This is a genomic window from Shewanella sp. SW1 (assembly GCF_025653545.1).
GTDB lineage: Bacteria > Pseudomonadota > Gammaproteobacteria > Enterobacterales > Shewanellaceae > Shewanella > Shewanella oncorhynchi.
Genome location: NZ_JAKKSG010000001.1, coordinates 139,566 through 159,429, shown reverse-complemented (window position 1 = coordinate 159,429; position 19,864 = coordinate 139,566). Strand labels below are relative to the sequence as shown.

19 protein-coding genes are annotated in these 19,864 nt (G+C 41.8%); 2 read left to right on the top strand and 17 right to left on the bottom strand.

Annotated elements, in window-relative coordinates:
- Positions 1–20: 20 nt before the first annotated feature.
- Both L5M71_RS00815 and glnB read right to left on the bottom strand, forming a co-directional pair.
- Positions 21–1,310: an NAD(P)/FAD-dependent oxidoreductase gene (locus tag L5M71_RS00815; RefSeq protein ID WP_105249931.1), complete on the bottom strand. Its 1,290-nt coding sequence runs from the start codon at positions 1,308–1,310 to the stop codon at positions 21–23.
- A gap of 196 nt (positions 1,311–1,506) precedes the next feature.
- Positions 1,507–1,845 carry a nitrogen regulatory protein P-II gene (glnB, locus tag L5M71_RS00810; protein WP_028760911.1) on the bottom strand — a complete coding sequence of 113 codons (339 nt, stop codon included), beginning with the start codon at positions 1,843–1,845 and terminating at the stop codon, positions 1,507–1,509.
- Positions 1,846–2,086: 241 nt separating this feature from the next.
- Here glnB and L5M71_RS00805 point away from each other — a divergent pair, with 241 nt between their 5' ends.
- Together L5M71_RS00805 and L5M71_RS00800 are read left to right on the top strand one after the other, a co-directional pair.
- The gene (locus L5M71_RS00805) at positions 2,087–2,599 is read left to right on the top strand and encodes a GspH/FimT family pseudopilin (RefSeq protein ID WP_263173355.1); all 513 of its coding nucleotides are present in this window, start codon (positions 2,087–2,089) and stop codon (positions 2,597–2,599) included.
- Between the two features lie 143 nt (positions 2,600–2,742).
- On the top strand, positions 2,743–3,237 hold the full coding sequence (locus L5M71_RS00800; RefSeq protein WP_263205903.1) for a GspH/FimT family pseudopilin: 495 nt from the start codon (positions 2,743–2,745) through the stop codon (positions 3,235–3,237).
- Positions 3,238–3,328: 91 nt separating this feature from the next.
- Here L5M71_RS00800 and L5M71_RS00795 read toward each other — a convergent pair whose 3' ends face one another.
- The 15 genes from L5M71_RS00795 to prfC all read right to left on the bottom strand — a co-directional run bounded on the left by L5M71_RS00795 (position 3,329) and on the right by prfC (position 19,820).
- Entirely contained in the window at positions 3,329–3,634 is a 306-nt protein-coding gene (locus L5M71_RS00795) for a TapY2 family type IVa secretion system protein (RefSeq protein WP_113941310.1), read from the bottom strand.
- Complete coding sequence (locus tag L5M71_RS00790; RefSeq protein ID WP_263205901.1) at positions 3,631–4,023, bottom strand: type IV pilin protein; 393 nt, start codon at positions 4,021–4,023, stop codon at positions 3,631–3,633. Before L5M71_RS00790 ends, L5M71_RS00795 begins: the two co-directional genes overlap by 4 nt.
- Before the next feature lie 11 nt (positions 4,024–4,034).
- Positions 4,035–7,541 (bottom strand): pilus assembly protein, encoded by a 3,507-nt coding sequence (locus L5M71_RS00785; RefSeq protein ID WP_263205899.1) that lies wholly within the window; start codon positions 7,539–7,541, stop codon positions 4,035–4,037.
- 2 nt (positions 7,542–7,543) lie between these two features.
- Positions 7,544–8,005, bottom strand: coding sequence for a pilus assembly PilX N-terminal domain-containing protein (locus tag L5M71_RS00780; protein WP_263205896.1), 462 nt, complete (start codon positions 8,003–8,005; stop codon positions 7,544–7,546).
- A gap of 36 nt (positions 8,006–8,041) precedes the next feature.
- A complete protein-coding gene (locus L5M71_RS00775) occupies positions 8,042–8,992 on the bottom strand; it encodes a PilW family protein (RefSeq protein WP_263205894.1) in 951 nt (316 codons plus the stop codon).
- 10 nt (positions 8,993–9,002) lie between these two features.
- Entirely contained in the window at positions 9,003–9,590 is a 588-nt protein-coding gene (gene pilV / locus L5M71_RS00770) for a type IV pilus modification protein PilV (RefSeq protein WP_263206147.1), read from the bottom strand.
- A 186-nt stretch (positions 9,591–9,776) separates the two neighbouring features.
- On the bottom strand, positions 9,777–10,487 hold the full coding sequence (gene deoD, locus L5M71_RS00765; protein ID WP_113939310.1) for a purine-nucleoside phosphorylase: 711 nt from the start codon (positions 10,485–10,487) through the stop codon (positions 9,777–9,779).
- A gap of 91 nt (positions 10,488–10,578) precedes the next feature.
- A complete protein-coding gene (locus L5M71_RS00760) occupies positions 10,579–11,793 on the bottom strand; it encodes a phosphopentomutase (RefSeq protein WP_263205892.1) in 1,215 nt (404 codons plus the stop codon).
- Between the two features lie 9 nt (positions 11,794–11,802).
- On the bottom strand, positions 11,803–13,134 hold the full coding sequence (gene deoA, locus L5M71_RS00755; protein ID WP_263195675.1) for a thymidine phosphorylase: 1,332 nt from the start codon (positions 13,132–13,134) through the stop codon (positions 11,803–11,805).
- Positions 13,135–13,318: 184 nt separating this feature from the next.
- Positions 13,319–14,089 carry a deoxyribose-phosphate aldolase gene (gene deoC, locus L5M71_RS00750; protein WP_006086931.1) on the bottom strand — a complete coding sequence of 257 codons (771 nt, stop codon included), beginning with the start codon at positions 14,087–14,089 and terminating at the stop codon, positions 13,319–13,321.
- Positions 14,090–14,510: 421 nt separating this feature from the next.
- Positions 14,511–15,350 carry an outer membrane protein OmpK gene (locus L5M71_RS00745; RefSeq protein ID WP_113939307.1) on the bottom strand — a complete coding sequence of 280 codons (840 nt, stop codon included), beginning with the start codon at positions 15,348–15,350 and terminating at the stop codon, positions 14,511–14,513.
- A 347-nt stretch (positions 15,351–15,697) separates the two neighbouring features.
- Positions 15,698–16,993, bottom strand: a complete 1,296-nt coding sequence (locus tag L5M71_RS00740) for a NupC/NupG family nucleoside CNT transporter (protein ID WP_263205890.1) — start codon at positions 16,991–16,993, stop codon at positions 15,698–15,700.
- 176 nt (positions 16,994–17,169) lie between these two features.
- Positions 17,170–17,934 (bottom strand): TatD family hydrolase, encoded by a 765-nt coding sequence (locus L5M71_RS00735; protein WP_263176272.1) that lies wholly within the window; start codon positions 17,932–17,934, stop codon positions 17,170–17,172.
- 10 nt (positions 17,935–17,944) lie between these two features.
- The gene (locus tag L5M71_RS00730; RefSeq protein ID WP_105251705.1) at positions 17,945–18,148 is read right to left on the bottom strand and encodes a hypothetical protein; all 204 of its coding nucleotides are present in this window, start codon (positions 18,146–18,148) and stop codon (positions 17,945–17,947) included.
- 91 nt (positions 18,149–18,239) lie between these two features.
- The gene (prfC, locus tag L5M71_RS00725) at positions 18,240–19,820 is read right to left on the bottom strand and encodes a peptide chain release factor 3 (protein ID WP_105251704.1); all 1,581 of its coding nucleotides are present in this window, start codon (positions 19,818–19,820) and stop codon (positions 18,240–18,242) included.
- Positions 19,821–19,864 lie beyond the last annotated feature (44 nt).

Sequence of the window (19,864 nt, the reverse complement as noted above, 5' to 3'; positions counted from 1 at the left end):
TCTCCTAAATCACATAGAAATCAATGTAATTTGAGCTTCGGACGCTGCCACTTCAATAACTTTTGTGCCACTCGATACACAATTGCCGAAAACCAACCATAAAGGCTGGCTAAATGCCTCTGATACAAAGAGATATACATCAATCTTGCTATATGGCCTTCAACAAAGAAAGTGCCAGAACGTAGGTTCCCCATTAAATTGCCTACCGCAGAGAAGCGGCTTAAAGACACTAATGAGCCGTAATCTTTATAAATAAAGGCCTTTTCAGGCTTACCTTGTAATCGATTAACGATATTATCAAACAAGGTATCAGCCATCTGAGCTGCTGCTTGCGCCCTTGGTGGAACAGGCTGGCCAGAACTTTGGATCAATAGAGCGCAATCGCCAAGGGCGTAAATATCTTGATGACCTTTAACTCGCATACAATCATCAACTTCTACCTGATTTCGCGGAGTAATGGGCAGTTTTGCAAAATGCTGAAATGCTTTTGGCCCTTTTACACCGGCAGCCCATACTTTTAAGCCTGCTTTAATCACATCGCCATCTTGGGTAATGAAACCATCACGAGTCACTTCTTTAACTTGAACACCGATATGTAAACGTATACCAATCTGATCAAGAACAGCTTGAGCCCTAGCGCTTACACGCTCTGGTAATTGAGGAAGGATTTTAGGTGACGCTTCAATCAAATGCACATCAAGATGATGCTTAGCGATATTCAGATAGCCGTACTCTTTAACAGACTCAATGACATGATGAAGCTCTGCTGCCAATTCAACACCTGTCGCACCCGCACCGACAATACCAATGCTGACTCTTTCTTGCGTTTCATTTAATTGGAGTAAAGCGTCGAGTAATTTATGATGAAATAAATTGGCATTTTCAAGGCTGTCTAAGAAAATACAATGCTCATCAGCACCTAATGTATTGAAACTATTAGAAACTCCACCCAATGCAAGCACTAAAAAATCATAATTGATTTGTCGCTGCTCTAGGAGCAACTCGCCTTCATCATTATAAACTGCAGCTAACTGAATCGATTTAGCATCCGGCTCACACTGCTCTATCTCACCACGAATATAGCGATAACCGTTTTTAAGTCCATGATCGCGATATAGTAAACCTTCAATAGATTGATCTATCACACCAACAGCGACTTCGTGTAATTTAGGCTTCCATATATGAATAGGACTTTTATCAATTAAGCACACATCGACGACATCACTACCGCCCCATTTACGGCCCAACTTCGATGCAAGCGCTAAACCAGCAGCACCACCACCCACGATCACTATTCTTTTTGTAGCCAAAATGACAACCTCATAAAACTCATTTGCGAGGCTAAGTTATACCATGTTACAGATAAGAGATAACTACATTAGTTGAGTAAAACAGGCTATTTTCCATTAAAGATATTTCAGAAACCTAGCGGTACTATTTAGTTTTTCCATATGCTTAGGCAACAAAAAAGGGCCACTAGGCCCTTTAGAATCGTTCGTAAGCTGTTTATACCGCTTCTTCGTTTTCTTCTCCCGTTCGAATACGGATAACACGTTCAACATCAGTGACAAAAATTTTACCATCACCAATTTTGCCTGTGCGGGCCGTTTCAACAATGACATCAATTGCTTGGTCGAGCAGATCGTCTTGGATCACTAACTCTATTTTTACTTTTGGCAGAAAATCCACCATGTATTCAGCACCACGATACAGCTCTGTATGCCCTTTCTGACGACCAAAGCCCTTAACCTCCAGTACCGTCATCCCAGTGATACCAATTTCTGCAAGTGATTCGCGCACATCATCTAACTTAAATGGCTTAATAATGGCTTCAACTTTTTTCATTAAAAATTCCTCATCCCTTGCAATAACATAAACAAACAGAATAACACTAGCTTACACGGGGTTACGTCAATATTGAAGTGAATGTAGTGCTTTACTCATAAAACACCGTTTCTATAAAATCGCTTTTAGCACATAAAAGTCTAAAAAAAGTACTATGAATATTGCCCCAGATTTTATACTTACATTCTAACCAGCACTAACTCGCTCGCGGGATGCAAGCGTAAAATAACAAGGATCTGTTATGAACTCACATCGAAAAGGCTTTAGCCTGATAGAACTTATCACTACGATATCGATTTCAACAATCTTGTTAACAGTTGGAGCTCCTTCCTTGACCGAGCTCAGCGATCAGATAAGAGCTGATACCAATATTAAAACTATCCAGCAGACACTTCAATTTGCGCGAAATACAGCTGTTAGTTATGGTTATAGGGTCACAGCATGCCCACTCGTAAATGGAAAATGCACTCAAGATTGGCAAAAGGGATTAACAATTTTCATTGATACAGGTGTAGTCGAAAGCTTCGATGCTAACGATAAAATTATTAAGGTCATTGATGAATTCGATTCGAAAGATTTTTTAACATACAATAAAAGTTCGATAAAATTTCAACCTGATGGGTTAGCTTCTGGAAGTAATGGTACTTTCAAGTATTGCCCACGAACAATTGATAGCAAAAACTCCCGTGCAATCGTTGTTAATCAGGCGGGTAGAGTTCGCCTTTCTACCGCAAAGAATATCAATTGCGATTAAATTTAAATATATACTCCCTATTTAAATTTAATTATATAAAGGCAAGAAAATCAATTTATTGGGTATATTGAAAATATAGAATAGATACTGACCATTAGAGTCTCCTCGCATATACTTAGCTAAGTTTTAACGAGGATAGCTACATGTTAATTATTTCAAGAGGATTTACCTTAGTCGAACTGATGGTCACAATTGCCGTAGCAGCAATCCTACTAGCCATAGGGGTTCCATCACTTACGTCGCTATACGAAGGGACACGCAGCGCTAATGAAATACGAAAAATTAGTGATGTGTTTGCTTTTGCAAGAAACCAAGCTGTCAACTATGGTGCAACAGTAACAGTCTGCCCATACGCGGCATCACCATGCGGCACAGACTGGAATAAGGGGTTCAGTGTATATATTGACAATGGAGGTACCAAGAATGTATTGAAAGTGATCGATAGTTTCAATACACACGATGTAATTTCCCTATCAGGGCCCGCCGATAAAAAAATTGATTTTACACCCGATGGTTTAGTCTCAGTTGAAATATCAATTATCTATTGTTCAAATGGGCAAAGTGACAATTCTAAAAGCATCAACATTAGCACTTCAGGTTTAATAAAAGAGGGCGCAGATGGGAAAAGCTGCACATAAACTATGGGAAACTAAATCTACCGTTCACTACCCTAAAACAATATTATCCTTAAATCGTTCGTTGTTAACATTTAAAAATACATGCTGATGTTTATCTAGGTGTTAACTTATCCAACACTTGCGCCTTAGTATTAGTAAATTCAGCGTTTAATGCGACACACTCCTCAACACTATAGATGTAATATTTCGATCCATCATTTGATTGGCGAGTAGTACCAACAAGGCTAGCCATTCTCACATTCATTTCACTACTCTTCCAATGATAGAAGGCAATCTCAGCACTTTTCTTTGATGTAATGTAGCATTTGAAGTCTTGTTCGCTGACTGTCGCTCCAGAGTCAGCCCAAACTAAGCTTGGTAAGAAAGCCACCGTTATAAAGAGGTTTATTAATTTCATTTCCAACACTCCGCACTCGGACCTTTTGCCCCAGTATCTGATATTGTTAAAGGAGAGCACGAGGCATCACGGCTAGCCTGAACCCCTTGAGCAACTGCCTTAATCGTAAAGCTTGATGCACCACTTGATGATACAGAGTAATGTTTGTGCTCAGTGATATAAGGGTTTACCCCTACAAGTTTTGTTAAATCAGTAGCATATTTTTTATTATCGAGATAATACTGTTCCTGCAAGTTTGCTATACGCATCAAAGCAGCTAACCCTTCTGATCTTGCACTCTGAGCAATGTACTGCGTATAAGAAGGGTATGCAATCGATGCCAAAATACCAATGATCACGACGGCGATCATCACCTCTATCAGGGTAAAACCTTTAAGTTGAACCTTCATAAATTAATAACTCATTCATTTATATGATAATAAATTTTATTAACACCTAACCCAGAAGCAACGTTGATTGTACCTGTATAATCCCCATTTTCATTTTTCTCACCTTTACCAACTCCAATAATATAGATATAGGGATCTTTACCGGATTCAGGTGCAGGAATAACAATCTGCGGTGTGTCCGGTACACGTTCACCCAGTTCATAATATAATTGAGAAAAGGATCTCGTTCCTTTGTGCAAATCGAACGGATATAACTTGCCAGAACCAGACACCAAACACACGTTATCGGCAACCGAGTCAGCAGGGGGAGAATAAGAAGTGAAATAAACTTTGCCTTGGACAATCAAGGCAGCTGTTAAACTCTTTTCACCTAGACCACTAAAATCATAGAACCAGCCGAGTTTTTTACCGAAACTTATGTTGTCGGCTTCAGACGCAGGTGCAGTAGAAGTCACATCATAGAGATCATTGATTGTGATCGCCTCGGGAACATCACCGCCAGTAAAACTCTTAGTCACCACATTACGATCTTGCAATGTAAAAAACATATCATTGACATTAGTAGATGATGGGTGGGGTCGCGTTCCACTTCCAATCACCACCGCATCATAGGGAACATTTTGATAAGTTTTAGTCGTAGTAGTACCACTCTCTGTTGTCACCTTAACTTCGGATAAATTAGTAAACATCGTTTGTGCTACAACAGGTTCTGCATAAAAACGGCGATTATTACTATCAGTACCACCTAAAGAAGCAAATTTAAATGCACTCCAACTCGACTTACTTGCACTTGGAAGATCAATACGCCAGACATTTGCACCGACATCGGAGGCATAAATCCTATCTGTATACCCATCATTATTACTATCAAGTACGGCGACTGAGTTTGGAATGCTATCCTGAATTCCCGAAAGTGCTGTTGCACCCGATGCAGAGCCACCAAATGAATGAATCAAAGTTCCCTTCTCTGCATCGACAATATAAACCGCACGACCTACCGGAGAAGATGAAGGAGTTGCATCAAAACTAACATCGTAGCCACCACCAAAAATGAGTACAGGCTTTTCATAACCAACGATTTTCGTCACTATAGGCTCAGACCATGTTTGTCCAAGATCAGAAAAACCATCCGTTGATGGATTAATAGTCCACATTAGAGAAGGGCTATCAGGGTTTGTCACATTGAGGGCATAATAAGACGAGCCACCTCGACGCATCCCCATATAGACCCATGCTTTAATCACTTTACCCTCAGCATCAGTTTCTGTGTAAGCAACTGGAGATGAATCCATTCCGTATACTGTGTGTACACCTGAAGGATCATTACTTCTCAGTTCTGTTAAATTAGGCAATAACTCATAGGGAATAAAGCCCCAAGTCTCTGATACAGATTCGCCCGCATCTTTAAACATATGCACAACACCTTGATTAGTACCAAGCATGATACGAATATCAGTCGCGCTTTTTGTGCCGAAATTGAGTGCAAGTGGCTTAGAATGAAGAGGATCACCCATAATATCATTACGTTTATCTGTCGTACTACCATCTTTATTATCGTCGTCGACATCTATCCCATTAAGCCAATTTAACGTATTAGCAAGCTCATCTACGCTAGTTCTCATATAGCTAGCTAGCGCAGCATCACCGCCTGCTGCAGTTTGTGCATTAGCAAGTGTTAAGGGCGTTAAACTGGAGGACCCATTTAAGTTACTTACAATATTCCTAACTTCTTGCTTTCTGATTTGTGCCGCGACTCCGCCAACTTCAACTTTATTCCCATCCTTTTGCGCAACACAATCCGACCATATAGTACAGGCACCATCTTTAATATTGCCGTTATCCGCTATAGCTGCATTCCCTTTACTATCAACCAATGTTCCATCTGCGGTTACTTTTAATTTTTTTAAATTACCGCTCCAACGAGGTCCTTTGCCTGGGAGAAACATAGCGTAATAAGCGGCATCAAATGTCTGAGTCCTATCAAAATTATTACTAGCAATACTTGGAGATGTAAAACTTGAATCAATATTCAAAATATTTGATAACGCATCATTAAGTGCATTCTGTAGTTCAAGACTGTTTTGAGCAGCAAAATATAAACCACCACCTCTTTTAGCCGTCTCAGCAAGTAAAGGTGCGGCATCTTCTGCACCTTTACTAAAACCAATAGTATAAGTACGAACATTCTGCATTTGTTCAGTATTTGAACTGTCCAACTTGTTAATTAAATCGTTATTAAACATATAACTAGCTAATGCGGGCAAATAGCTTGCTGTATCTAGATTTTTAGAAAATAAAGAGTAATCCCCTTCTTTACTTCCTGTGGCAGTTAAACTAATAACGTCATTATTCGCATTTTTATCAACAGTTGGAGAGCCATCAGTGACATAGATAACATAAGCAATATCCGTACATACTTTAAATGGACTTGCGTAGTTACCACTCTTCTCCACTAAGCTGTCATACGGTGGTTTATTTCCAACATAAGAGCCATAATCTGTATCACTATGACCATATTTAACGCCCTTACCGGCAAAGTAACGGTAAGCTTCATACATAGTCTCACATAGTGGTGTATTTGTTTTTGCCAGCAAATTATCAATAGTAGTTAATAAACTCGCACGCGTACTATCCGTCATCTGAGTAATGCCAGATACAATCCGACCACCGTCTCGATTACCTTCATTTGGATAATTATAATTAAATACAGCAAGTCCAAAATCCACTGTTGGAGTTGAACTAATAATATTAGAAATCGCTTTCTTCGCAATTTCTAGTCTTGAAACTTTTACCGTTGGTAATTTTCCTGCTTTAGATAATCCGTACCATCTTAGGTAATTATCAGTGTACAAGGTAATAGGTTGTCCAACACCAAAGTCAGTATTATTGGCTGCGGCTAAAGCATTGGTCCAAGTTGTTCCTGGTAGTGAGGAAGTAAAATATGGATATGCTTTCTTTTTACTACCTGACCCCGTTGTTACCCCGTTAGCAGGAAATCCATTAGGATATGATGATGAATTACTCGGATTTATTTGAGAAATATCTTCCCAACAATCAATTACTTTTATTGCAGTACCATTTGTTTCAGGTAGTTCTTTCCAAACGCCAGTAGTACCACTTGATGTGAACTCTCTTATATACCCAGTAAAACGACCAAACTCTGCTAATGCAGCTTTGCTTTGACTACATCCATTTAAACTAGCTTTAAAATTACGCTTATCAGAGCTAGTATCAGGGGTGGGTAATCCCCCACCGCCAACAGCATAATAAATAAGAGTATCACTATACCCAGAACCACTTACGGCTGGGTAGTCATAGTTAGGGTCATAGTCTACAACCTGAGTAATTTCTTCAGTCGACATACTTCCTGAGTTATCAAATATAACGAGCACTTTAGGTCTTGCGCCCGTTCGAGTTGTTGATTCTTTTACATATAACTCAGTATCGTCACAGAAGGAGAAAGCCGACACAAAAGTCAGCGCAAGTAGTATAGAACAAGCCAGCCTTTTAATAATCATATCTAACTCCCAGTTAAAACTTCTTGTTCCACAACTTCGACTACAGTGAGTTGACCTAAATTATCTCGGCCAAAAGTGACTGTACTGCTAATTTCAACCTGTCGACAACTGACTAAATTACCACTATAGGGATGAGTACTCCGTAGGCATCCTACATCCTTTGCACTAATAACAACATTACCTAATGCATCAACTTCGTAGGGAATAGGCGTTAACGTTTGCTCGGAACCAAATTCACTTGTTGATATAATTGCGGATATTTTTGCCAAAATAGTACCTTTATTAACATCAATTGCAGCTTCTAAGCCGCCATCGGCAATTGACTTCGCTTCTATTCGTTCTGAGCCTGCTCCAGACATACGCATGGACTGGGTTGAATTAACAGCTAAAGCAACACCAATGATTGTCATGAGTAACAATACAATTAGCGCAAAAAATAACACAATTCCTTTTTGCCTATTCATTTAATTAACCTTATACTCAAAATGTTGCTTAAATAACTAATTAAACTGTGGAGCCGGTACAGGATTTTCGACCATTACTGTGGTTGACATTACTTTACGGCGGTAATGGTCATTAAATCCCATAATTTCTTTATCACCTAAAATATAAGTTACATCATTAATATAATTTTTATCTTCATTAGTAGCACGAACAAGTAAGAAAATTCTTAATGCGACAAGCCGAATAGTGACGTTATCCCACATCAAACTAGTTACGTTTTCTGCTGGCATAAAACTATCGGCCGTATCATCTCCGTTACTATCAAAACCATAGAGAATACGCATATTCTCTATGCCTTCAACTAACTGTTCTTCGTTGTTCATGCCATTATTTTTAGTTAAAGTTTTTCGGCGTAAAACAGGTACGGAACCATCATTTTTAATAAAATAGACATGATGTTGATATTCCCAAAAACGTGCATTATCAATAACAGGCACGGGGGGATTTCCACCTTTAAAAATAACTGCAAACTCCGAGGTTATCGCCATATAAAAACGCTCTCCATTAGGATTTTTAACTGACGGACCAACTAATCTTTTAATTTGTATCACATCTGTATTTTTATTAACACCATCCAGACAGCTTAAAGAATCAGCACTTACACCTTCTTCATATCCCCATAAATAGTAAAAATTAACACCATTAGGTAGGGTTGCATTGTTAAGTCCGGCACCAATACAGTCATTCCCTACAGCATCCAATATGGTTGGCGTAGTAGTAGAATTCATTTCCGCCATAAATCCAAATTGGCTGATGTCTCTTTCCATTATTGATAAAGCAATTCGGCCATTTTCTTGCAATTGACTAAATTGGCTCGTCGTAATTACATTGGAAGAGGACATGCTAAACATGGCAAAAAGGCCAAGAGTGAGAAATAGGCCAATAACCATAGAGACCATTAACTCGACTAATGACATCCCTTTCTGACAGTTTTTTGAGTTGGCCATAATAATTAACCTAAATAATCATTGTCGAAAGAATAAAAAGCCGTCTACGCGTACCAATATCTTTTCCGCATTCACTGCCTGAATAACTTGTACCCGCGCCCTCTTGGATCCCTCTCCATGCAACAGTAACTGTTACAGTTGAACCATTTACATTAATACAAGCCGTTGGCGAATCTAATCCCCCAACATTCTGACTATCCACAACTTCAGCAGCCCCCATAAAACTCTGCTCCCACTGATATAGGTCCCAAGCTTCTGTCTCTTCTGGAGTACATATATTCACGGCTCCAACTGCAACATCACAAACACTACCGGGTTTACTCAGAGTACCTGTGTACTCTCCATCGTAATTGCCCAGTTGTGTTCTATTCAGCTTCATTCGATTGATAATATCGTTCGCATAATAGGAGGCTTGGGTTTGCTGAAATGACTCGAAGCTGCCACGCTTTGCAACAATATGCAGATTAAAAATGCCAATTAAGCCAATGACTAAGATCACTAACGCAACAAGCACTTCAATTAATGAGAAGCCCCGTTGAAATTCCCCTTGTGTCAACCTTTCGATTTTAGCCATATTTTTGACAAGCTTTTCAGCTATTTACCTTTAAAAATTTTAGTATTACGATAAAAATTACCAACAGTTAATAATAGATGAGTAAAATGTAGGTAGCCAGTAACATTAGCACATAAGCATTGACATCATTATGCTTTGAATGAATTTGAGACAATAAAAAAGAGGCATATAGCCTCTTTTTTATTGACACTCACTCTTACAGCGTAACAGTTACAGTGTAATCGCCGCTTCTAATGTCATGATGATCATGTCATTGAATGTGGTTTGACGTTCTTCTGCAGAAGTCTTTTCACCGGTGCGTATGTGGTCAGATACAGTCACAACGCACAGGGCACGTGCACCAAACTCATGGGCAACGCCGTACAAACCAGCCGCTTCCATTTCTACGCCTAATACGCCCATCTTCTCCATCACGTCAAACATTTGTGGATCAGGAGTGTAGAACAGGTCCGCAGAGAAAATGTTACCTACGCGAACTTTAGTGCCACGAGCTTTCGCAGATTCGATAACCGCATTCATCAGCTCATAGTTAGCGATAGCGGCAAAATCTTGGCCTTTAAAACGTAAACGGTTAACCGCTGAGTCAGTACATGCACCCATACCGATGATCACGTCACGTACTTTAACGTCAGTGCTGATCGCACCACAAGTACCCACACGGATCAGGTTCTTAACGCCGTAATCACGAATTAATTCAGTTGCATAGATTGAGCATGAAGGAATACCCATGCCAGAACCCATTACTGAAATACGCTTACCTTTGTAAGTACCAGTAAAACCTAGCATGTTTCGAACATCAGTCACTTGCTCAACATTTTCTAAGAATGTTTCAGCAATATATTTTGCACGTAATGGATCGCCTGGAAACAGCATTGTCTCAGCGAATGCGCCCTCTACAGCATTAATGTGTGGTGTTGCCATCGAAATAACCCCTGTTTATTTTATTAAGACTTAAGTCTTTGTTTACTGGCGGCAAATGTCAGCCGCCAAATCGAAATAAATGCTAATTTGCCTAAAGGAACGATTCGCCATAGGCCATAGGTTCAAGCTTAAAGTGGCTCGCAATAGATTGGCCGATATCGGCAAAGCTATTACGACGACCCAGCGATCCCGCTTTCAATCCAGCGCCAAAGGCTAATACTGGCACATATTCACGGGTATGATCCGTGCCTTGCCATGTTGGATCGCAGCCGTGATCCGCCGTTAAAATCAGCAGATCGTCTTCACCTAATAATGCGAGCATTTCAGGCAAACGGGCATCGAAATATTCCAGCCCTTTGGCGTAGCCAGCAACATCACGGCGATGACCGTAGTGAGAGTCGAAATCAACGAAGTTAGTAAACACTATAGTGTTATCACCCGCAGATTTCACTTCGGCTAAGGTCGCATCGAAAAGTGCTTCTAGGCCGTTCGCCTTCACTTTTTTAGTGATACCACAGTAAGCATAAATGTCGGCAATCTTGCCCACACTCACTACTTCACCGCCAGCCTCTTTCAGCTTATCGAGTACAGTTTTTGCAGGTGGCGCGAGCGAATAATCCTTACGATTGCCAGTACGGGCAAAATCACTTGGACCAGTACCATCAAATGGACGGGCAATGACGCGACCTATGTTGTAAGGCTCTAACTCTTCACGGGTTATTTCGCAAAGACGATAGAGATTGTCTAAACCGAAGGTTTCTTCATGACAAGCGATTTGGAATACTGAATCAGCAGAGGTGTAGAAAATAGGCTTGCCAGAGCGCATGTGCTCTTCGCCTAACTCTTCTAAAATAGTTGTACCTGAGGCATGGCAATTACCTAAGAATCCATCCAGACCTGCACGGGCTAAGATCTTATCCGTCAGTTCTTTAGGAAAAGAATTTTGATGCTCGCTGAAATAACCCCACTCGAATAGTACGGGCACGCCCGCCATCTCCCAGTGACCGCTCGGCGTATCTTTACCCGAACTTAACTCTTGTGCATGACCATAAGCACCAATCAGCTCAACATTATCGCCAAAACCGGGGGCAAAGGCGCCAGTACTTTCCATCGCTGCATGGCCTAAACCTAAGCGCGCTAAGTTAGGTAATTTCAGCGGGCCTTCACGGCCAATATCGGCTTTGCCTTCGGCGCATACTTTAGCAATATGGCCAAAGGTATCGGAACCGACATCACCAAAGCTTGCTGCATCAGCAGAAGCACCGACTCCAAAGGAGTCCAACATCATAATAATGGTACGTTTCATAATTCTTCCTTAAAGATCCGATGCACGAATATAGGCATAGATCTCAGGTGTTTTTTCTGGAGCGGTTTCACCAATGTGAATCGCTTTTTTCACCGCAAGTTCAGCTTCCGCGAAGGCGGCTTCAGACTGTGCATGGATAACGGCAATCGGAGTCGATGAATCTACTTTATCGCCTAAAGCACACACTTGAGTTAAGCCAACACTATAGTCTAGTGCATCACCGGGCTTACGGCGGCCGCCACCTAAGGTCACAACCGCTAAACCTAATTCACGGGTATCCATGCTATAGGCATAACCTTTCATATCGGCAAAAACTGGACGAATAATTTGTGATTGCGGTAGGTATTTATTGTAGTTTTCAACAAAATCGACTGGACCACCAAGACCCGACACCATCTTGCCAAAGAGTTCTGCAGCGCGACCATTGTCGAGTACACGATTCAGTTTAGCGCGAGCATCGGCTTCATTGCTTGCAAGACCGCCCAGAAGCAACATCTCAGCGCAAAGACCCATAGTGACTTCATATAAACGCGGGTTACGGTAAGCACCCGTTAAAAAGTCGATGGCTTCTTTCACTTCAACCGCGTTACCGGCGCAAGATGCAAGCACTTGATTCATATCGGTAAGCAAAGCTGTCGTTTTAGTGCCCGCGCCATTAGCAACAGCTGCAATACTGCGAGCTAATTCTTCCGATGCTTCATAGGTTGGCATGAAAGCACCACTACCGACTTTCACATCCATCGCTAGCGCATCTAAATTACAGGCTAATTTCTTAGACAAAATCGACGCTGTGATGAGGGAAATGGATTCAACAGTGGCGGTATTATCGCGGATAGAATAGAAACGTTTGTCGGCAGGAACGAGATCGCCTGTTTGGCCAATAATCGCCACACCGACTTCTTTAACCACTTTGCGGAACAATTCACTTGATGGCTCAGTTTGATAACCCGGAATTGCATCAAACTTATCGAGCGTGCCGCCCGTATGACCTAGGCCACGCCCAGAAATCATAGGCACATAACCACCACAAGCCGCAGCCATAGGGCCAAGCATAAGGCTAATCACATCGCCCACACCGCCAGTGCTGTGCTTGTCAATAACAGGGCCATTGAGTCCCAATGACTGCCAATTAAGTACAGTGCCAGAATCACGCATCGCTGTTGTTAAAGCGATTCTTTCATCCATATTCATGTCATTAAAGTACACAGCCATGCCTAATGCCGCGATCTGGCCTTCGGACACTGCGTTAGTAGTGATACCTTGAACAAAGAACTGTATTTCTGCGGAACTTAGCGCTAAACCATTACGTTTTTTACGAATAATCTCTTGAGCTAGAAACATGATACTGCCTCCAAGATAGGCACTAACAACCCTGTCGCTAGTGCTTATCTTTGCAATGAAACATCAAAACTGTAGCAATATTACAAGTTCATACTATCGAAGTTTTGAGTTTGCCAAATAGATTTAGGTCACACTTAATTAGGCTCGCTATACGCTGATAGTATTAATCAGCGATAGTTTGCAATTAATAGCCTTGAGTCGGCTTAGGCGCATCAGCTAATTCTAGTGTGTGTAACAAGCTGTTTAGTAAACTTGAAGCACCAAATCTAAAGGTACGTGGTGAAACCCAATCAGCACCTAAAATACGCTCAGCAACACCTAGGAATTCAGCCGCTTGTGCAGCATCACGCACACCACCGGCAGGCTTGAAGCCTACTTGTGTATTCTTCTCGCTAATCACAGTTAACATGATTTCAGCGGCTTCAAGTGTGGCGTTTACAGGCACTTTACCAGTAGAGGTTTTAATAAAGTCAGCACCTGCATCGATTGAAAGCTCTGATGCACGGCGGATAAGTGCAGGATCAGCTAACACGCCAGATTCGATGATGACTTTTAACAAGACTTCACCACAGGCTTCTTTACAGGCTTTAACTAATTCAAAACCAATTGTTTCATTGCCTTCCATCAGTGCGCGGTATGGGAATACCACGTCAACTTCGTCGGCACCATAAGCAACAGCGGCGCGAGTTTCTAGCACAGCAATGGCAATGTCATCATTGCCATGGGGGAAGTTAGTCACAGTGGCGATTTGGATATCTTCAGCACCGATCTCATCTAACGTCTTGCGTGCAATCGGGATGAAACGTGGATAAATGCAGATAGCGGCAGTATTGCCCGCAGCCGTTTTCGCTTTGTGGCACAGGTCGATCACTTTTTGATCTGTGTCGTCATCATTCAAAGTCGTTAAGTCCATTAACTCAATGGCGCGTTGTGCTGCTTTTTTTAAATCAGTCATAATAGCTCTCCAAAATAAAAATTAAATGAATAGAAATCAGTCGCATAAACGCAACGCTTGAGAGGTGGCATTATTTTGATTATTTTTATATGGCCGGGCCTTCAGGCGGTGCCGAGTAATTTGCTTGTACAAACTACCTTGTTGTAGGTATTCAATCTTGCCTAAGTCATAAAGAACAATAGGCATCCTGACACTTAAAATAACTTATAAGTGACCACGACTTGAATCCTTGAAGACCGGAAGAGAGGATACGAATAAAATCTTGCTCCTACTTTTCCGCGAAAAATCCATTTTAGCGCGAGAAAAACACAAACCTTTATATAAACCCACTTGTTAGCCTAATAGGCTTAGATAAAGACTCATGGTAAAACTAAAGATGGAGCCGCATAATGCGGCTCCAACAAGCAATAATTACAAGAGATTAGAACTTGTAAGTTGCTGACAGGTAGTGTGACCAACCTGTTGATTCTAGAGCTAGAGCACCAGCACCATCTTCTAACAGATAAACGTCTTTGAAGCCTTTCAAGCCATAGCCCAGAGCATAACGATCTGAATGCCAGTATAGGCCGAAGAAGATGTTACCACCGTTTGACGTTTTTGGTACGAAAGCAGCTTGGTCTTCATCTGCACCGAATTGATAATCGATGTAACCTTGGAATGACAGGAAGCTCTTGTTATCAAAGAAGTAGAAAGGTTTGAACCAGTTAGCAGAGAACTGATATCCGTTCCACTCTTTAGCATTCAGGTCGTAAAAACCATATAGGTTCATACCTGTTTTGCCTAACCAAGGCACGTTTACATCAGCACCAACACCCCAGAATGAAGAGTTAACGCCTTCACCATTCAGACCGTCCCAGTTGAACAGAGTAGAGAAGTAAACTTCTTGAACTGGGCCAAAAGATAAGTCTTTACCAGTCAAAGCATCGATAGACACACGTGGAGCAAACTTCATGAAAATTTTGCTTGTGCCAGAACCTGGGTTCTTGTCACCGTTGCTGCTTGATTGGTTTGCTAAGTTGAATACGTCAACATAACCGTATAGATCGAATACGCCAGAACGACCGCCGAATTCCATTTCTAAATAGTTATGTTGATCGCCTGTTGCTGGGTTATCTGGCTTTTCACCAATAGAGTACATAGCGTTGAACTGCATCCACTTATAATCAGTACCGTGAAGATCAGTACGATCAGCAGCAAATGCGTTGCCAGAGATTGCTGCTACTGCAGTAGCGGCTAAAGCTAAAGTTTTAACGTTTTTCATCATCAACCCCATTTATCTTGTTTGCTACCATCGAGGGTAGCGTTCTTTTTGTGGCGTTCGCATTCTACCTAGATTAAAAAAAATCTCAATAATCTAGCGTAAAATCACAAACACAAAATTCTTAATTGTGAACAAAGTCGCGACTTCTGCATTACGATTAATTAACGTAACCGTAGACTCACGACATTTAAGACAGAATGACAGCTACACTTCAGTTGCATTCTGTATCTTTCAATTGGAGAAACTATTCACTACAGGAATCACTACTGGAAAATGGTTGAATTAACTTAGGCCCTGCCCTGCATGGTCAGGACCCAGTTAGTGGGGTTTCCCCCTGCTGTTGTTACTTAGATAGCTAAGAACAAACCAGCAAGTGTTGCGCTCATTAAGTTAGCTAAAGAGCCGGCGATAACCGCACGAATACCCATTGTAGCTAAATCATGACGACGGTTAGGAGCCATAGCACCTAAACCACCAAGCAAAATCGCGATTGAAGACAAGTTAGCGAAACCACACAGAGCAAACGAAATAATCGCTTGTGTTCTATGAGTCATCACAGCTTGAGTTTCAGCAACGCATAACGGCAGGCCTTTAACAACTTCAGCAGCAACCGCTGTACAAGTAGTGGCAGCATCAGAGATATATGGAGCAAAGTTTAAGTAAGCAACGAATTCGTTAACAATGATCTTTTGACCGATGAAAGAACCTGCTACTAATGCTTCATTCCAAGGCACACCGATAAGGAATGCTAATGGCATAAACACATAGCCAAGGATCAGTTCAAGTGTTAAACCTTCAACGCCAAACCAACCACCCACACCACCAATAATGCCGTTGACCATAGCGATCAAACCAACGAAGGCTAACAACATAGCGCCTACGTTTAAGGCTAAATGCATACCAGATGAAGCACCTGCAGCAGCGGCGTCTAATACGTTAGCTGGTTTGTCAGGATCTTCTGGTAAATCGCTCATGTCATTTTTAGCAGCTTCAGTTTCAGGGTGCATCAGTTTAGCCATTAATAGACCACCTGGTGCTGCCATGAATGAAGCGGCAACTAAGTATTCGATAGGTACACCCATCTGCGCGTAACCAGCCAATACTGAACCCGCGATTGATGCCAAACCACCCACCATGATCGCAAACAGTTCAGACAGCGTCATAGTTGGAATGAATGGGCGAACCACTAATGGGGCTTCAGTCTGACCAACGAAGATGTTAGCTGTTGCTGACATCGATTCAGTACGGCTTGTGCCCAATGCTTTTTGTAAACCACCACCGATGATACGGATGATCCACTGCATAACGCCTAAGTAATATAGAACCGCAATCAGAGAAGAGAAGAACACAATAACGGGTAACACGTTAACTGCGAAGATAAAGCCAAGTTTAAAGTTAGCTAAATCACCAAACAGGAAACCGATACCGTTTTGTGCGTAACCAATAACGCTAGAAACCGCATCAGACATCCCTTTCAGAATGTCTTTACCAACAGGAATATACAGTACAAAACCACCGAAGGCAGCTTGGATAGCTAACGCGCCACCCACTGTACGTAAATTAATTGCTTTTTTGTTATTCGATAGGAGGAAACCTATCGCAAGTAGGGTGACCACCCCTACTAAACTCATTAATATATCCATTAACCATCACCCTATTGTTAACACTTTTTAATTATGTTGTTAATCAACCTATTTCCGAGTCAGATTATACCCGAGGCAAAGTCGAAAATCGTCGTTTTGATCATATTTTTGGAGTTTAATTTCAATCGCTTAGTGCAGAATGCTAGTGCGACCTACACCTGTTTATTTAAAAACAGCTAAAGGTCAAACAGTTGCATTACATTCGACACCAAGTGTTCTGATATTAGAACACTTGATTTTTTTTGCAAATTGGCAATTTTGTCTATAAAAAGAACAAGGTTAGCGGGCTGGTTACGTTTTTCAGTAACATTTAGCGGAGTCATTGCAGGAGAGTCAGTCTCAAGTATGAAGTGCTGAAGTGGTAATTCGCTGACAGTTTTGAGCAATTTTTTAGCATTAGGGTTCATAATCAAACCACCAATTCCCAGCTTAAAACCTAATTTGATATATTCCAGTGCAATTTCAGTACTGCCAGAAAAAGCATGTATAACACCGCCTCTAGGCAATTGATGCTTTTTCAAACATCCTAAAACCTCTGAATGTGCTTTTACGCTATGAATAATAACTGGCAGATTAACGGACTTAGCTAAAGCTAATTGTGCCTCAAAAAATGCGAGCTGCTGAGGCCAAGTTGAGGAATAGAGCTTATCTAAGCCACATTCACCAATAGCAACAAAGCGAGGACATTCTAGTAACGCCGAAACTTGAGATGTTAATGCTAAGATCCCAGCATCAACATCCTCTGGACAAAACCAAGGATGAATACCAAGGGCAAAATAAGTTTGGTATTGTTCGGCAACGGCGAGCTGTTTGTGCCAGTGCCGCGGGGACACACCGGGAATAATCAGATTATCTACGCCAACACTGTGCATTCGTAACACCACATCGTCGCGGTCAACATCAAACTCGGCAAAATCCAAATGGGCGTGGGTATCAATCACAGTAAATGCCTCACTCTGCGGTCGATTTACCAATTGAATGAGGTTCTGGTGGTGATACCGTTTCGTCAACCACCAAAGCTTTGGCGCATTTTACCGCTAATGGAGGATCTTCAAGGCGCGGCATGCAACAGCGACGATTTTCAGGTGTCAGCCCCATTCGGTCGCACCAATGAATATAAGCCTGCCATGTTTTTGTGATCCAATTCGCCATCATTCACATCCAGAACCGATTTTTAATTTTCATTAGATACAAAAATGGCGGTGAATTCACCGCCATTTCAACCACTATTCTAGACCGAACCCTATTAATGTTCGCGGGTTTTCGCAAACTCAATATCAGGATATCTTTCCATCGAAAGATTAAGGTTAACCATAGTTGGTGCAATATAGGTTAAGTTATCGCCACCATCGAGAGCCAAGTTTTGGCTACACTTACGGCGGAACTCTTCAAGCTTACGCTCATCCTTACAATAAACCCAGCGAGCTGTCGACACGCTAATACCTTCGTAAATAGCTTCAACGTTATATTCACTCTTCAGACGACCAACAACCACTTCAAACTGCAGTACACCCACAGCGCCAACAATCAAATCGTTAGTATCAATTGGGCGGAATACTTGTACAGCACCTTCTTCAGATAACTGTACTAAGCCTTTTAAGAGTTGCTTCTGTTTAAGCGGATCGCGCAAACGAATACGGCGGAACATTTCAGGGGCGAAGTTAGGTACGCCAGTGAAACGGAATTTTTCACCTTGGGTAAACGTATCGCCAATACGGATAGTGCCATGGTTATGTAAACCGATAATATCGCCTGGGTAAGCTTCTTCAGCACGCTCACGATCGCCTGCCATAAAGGTCAATGCATCGCTAACGTTAACATCTTTACCAATACGCACATGGTGCATTTTCATGCCTTGCTCGTAACGGCCAGAACACACACGCATAAAGGCGACACGGTCACGGTGTTTTGGATCCATGTTTGCTTGGATCTTGAACACGAAACCGGTGAATTTTTCTTCATCAGGCATGATAACGCGTGTATCGCTTTCGCGCGGTAATGGCTTAGGTGCCCACTCGACGATGCCGTCAAGAATATGGTCCACACCAAAGTTACCTAGCGCAGTACCGAAGAACACTGGCGTCAACTCGCCTTTCAAGAAAGCTGCATGGTCAAATTCATGCGACGCGCCGCGCACTAATTCCATCTCATTGCGCAAATCAGCGGCATAACTGCCAATCGCTTTCTCAAGATCAGGATTATTAATGCCTTTAATTACACGACGCTCTTGGATCGTGTGTCCCATACCGCCTTGATACAAGACCACTTCATCACGCAGTATGTGGTAAATACCTTTGAACTCTTTACCACTGCCAATAGGCCAAGTAATAGGTGCACAGGCAATATTCAGCACGCTTTCGACTTCATCCATCAGATCAATAGGATCACGGATATCGCGGTCGAGTTTGTTCATAAAGGTCACAATCGGCGTATCACGCAGACGTGTCACTTCCATCAACTTGATCGTACGGTCTTCAACACCCTTAGCAGAGTCGATCACCATCAAACATGAGTCAACGGCCGTCAGAGTACGATAAGTATCTTCAGAGAAGTCTTCGTGACCAGGCGTATCGAGTAGGTTAACAAGGGCGCCACCATAGGGAAATTGCATGACAGACGTAGTAATAGAAATACCACGGTCTTTTTCCATTTCCATCCAGTCAGACTTAGCATGCTGACCCGATTTTTTGCCTTTAACCGTACCCGCTTTCTGCAAAGCGTTTCCGAATAACAGCACTTTTTCGGTAATGGTTGTTTTACCCGCGTCGGGGTGCGATATGATCGCGAAGGTGCGACGTTTATCGACCTCTACTTTATTGCCTGACATGTTAACCTATGCACTTGTATCGCTAAAAAGGCGCAAATTATAGC

Bases quoted from the DNA above. Each gene is read 5' to 3' on its own strand.
- glnB (WP_028760911.1), bottom strand. From the start codon at position 1,845: ATGAAAAAAGTTGAAGCCATTATTAAGCCATTTAAGTTAGATGATGTG.
- L5M71_RS00745 (WP_113939307.1), bottom strand. From the start codon at position 15,350: ATGAAAAACGTTAAAACTTTAGCTTTAGCCGCTACTGCAGTAGCAGCA.
- L5M71_RS00805 (WP_263173355.1), top strand. From the start codon at position 2,087: ATGAACTCACATCGAAAAGGCTTTAGCCTGATAGAACTTATCACTACG.
- deoD (WP_113939310.1), bottom strand. From the start codon at position 10,487: ATGGCAACACCACACATTAATGCTGTAGAGGGCGCATTCGCTGAGACA.
- L5M71_RS00760 (WP_263205892.1), bottom strand. From the start codon at position 11,793: ATGAAACGTACCATTATTATGATGTTGGACTCCTTTGGAGTCGGTGCT.
- L5M71_RS00795 (WP_113941310.1), bottom strand. From the start codon at position 3,634: ATGAAATTAATAAACCTCTTTATAACGGTGGCTTTCTTACCAAGCTTA.
- L5M71_RS00775 (WP_263205894.1), bottom strand. From the start codon at position 8,992: ATGGCCAACTCAAAAAACTGTCAGAAAGGGATGTCATTAGTCGAGTTA.
- deoC (WP_006086931.1), bottom strand. From the start codon at position 14,089: ATGACTGATTTAAAAAAAGCAGCACAACGCGCCATTGAGTTAATGGAC.
- L5M71_RS00800 (WP_263205903.1), top strand. From the start codon at position 2,743: ATGTTAATTATTTCAAGAGGATTTACCTTAGTCGAACTGATGGTCACA.
- L5M71_RS00780 (WP_263205896.1), bottom strand. From the start codon at position 8,005: ATGAATAGGCAAAAAGGAATTGTGTTATTTTTTGCGCTAATTGTATTG.
- L5M71_RS00730 (WP_105251705.1), bottom strand. From the start codon at position 18,148: ATGATGGCGAATTGGATCACAAAAACATGGCAGGCTTATATTCATTGG.
- L5M71_RS00790 (WP_263205901.1), bottom strand. From the start codon at position 4,023: ATGAAGGTTCAACTTAAAGGTTTTACCCTGATAGAGGTGATGATCGCC.
- L5M71_RS00740 (WP_263205890.1), bottom strand. From the start codon at position 16,993: ATGGATATATTAATGAGTTTAGTAGGGGTGGTCACCCTACTTGCGATA.
- L5M71_RS00785 (WP_263205899.1), bottom strand. From the start codon at position 7,541: ATGATTATTAAAAGGCTGGCTTGTTCTATACTACTTGCGCTGACTTTT.
- deoA (WP_263195675.1), bottom strand. From the start codon at position 13,134: ATGTTTCTAGCTCAAGAGATTATTCGTAAAAAACGTAATGGTTTAGCG.
- prfC (WP_105251704.1), bottom strand. From the start codon at position 19,820: ATGTCAGGCAATAAAGTAGAGGTCGATAAACGTCGCACCTTCGCGATC.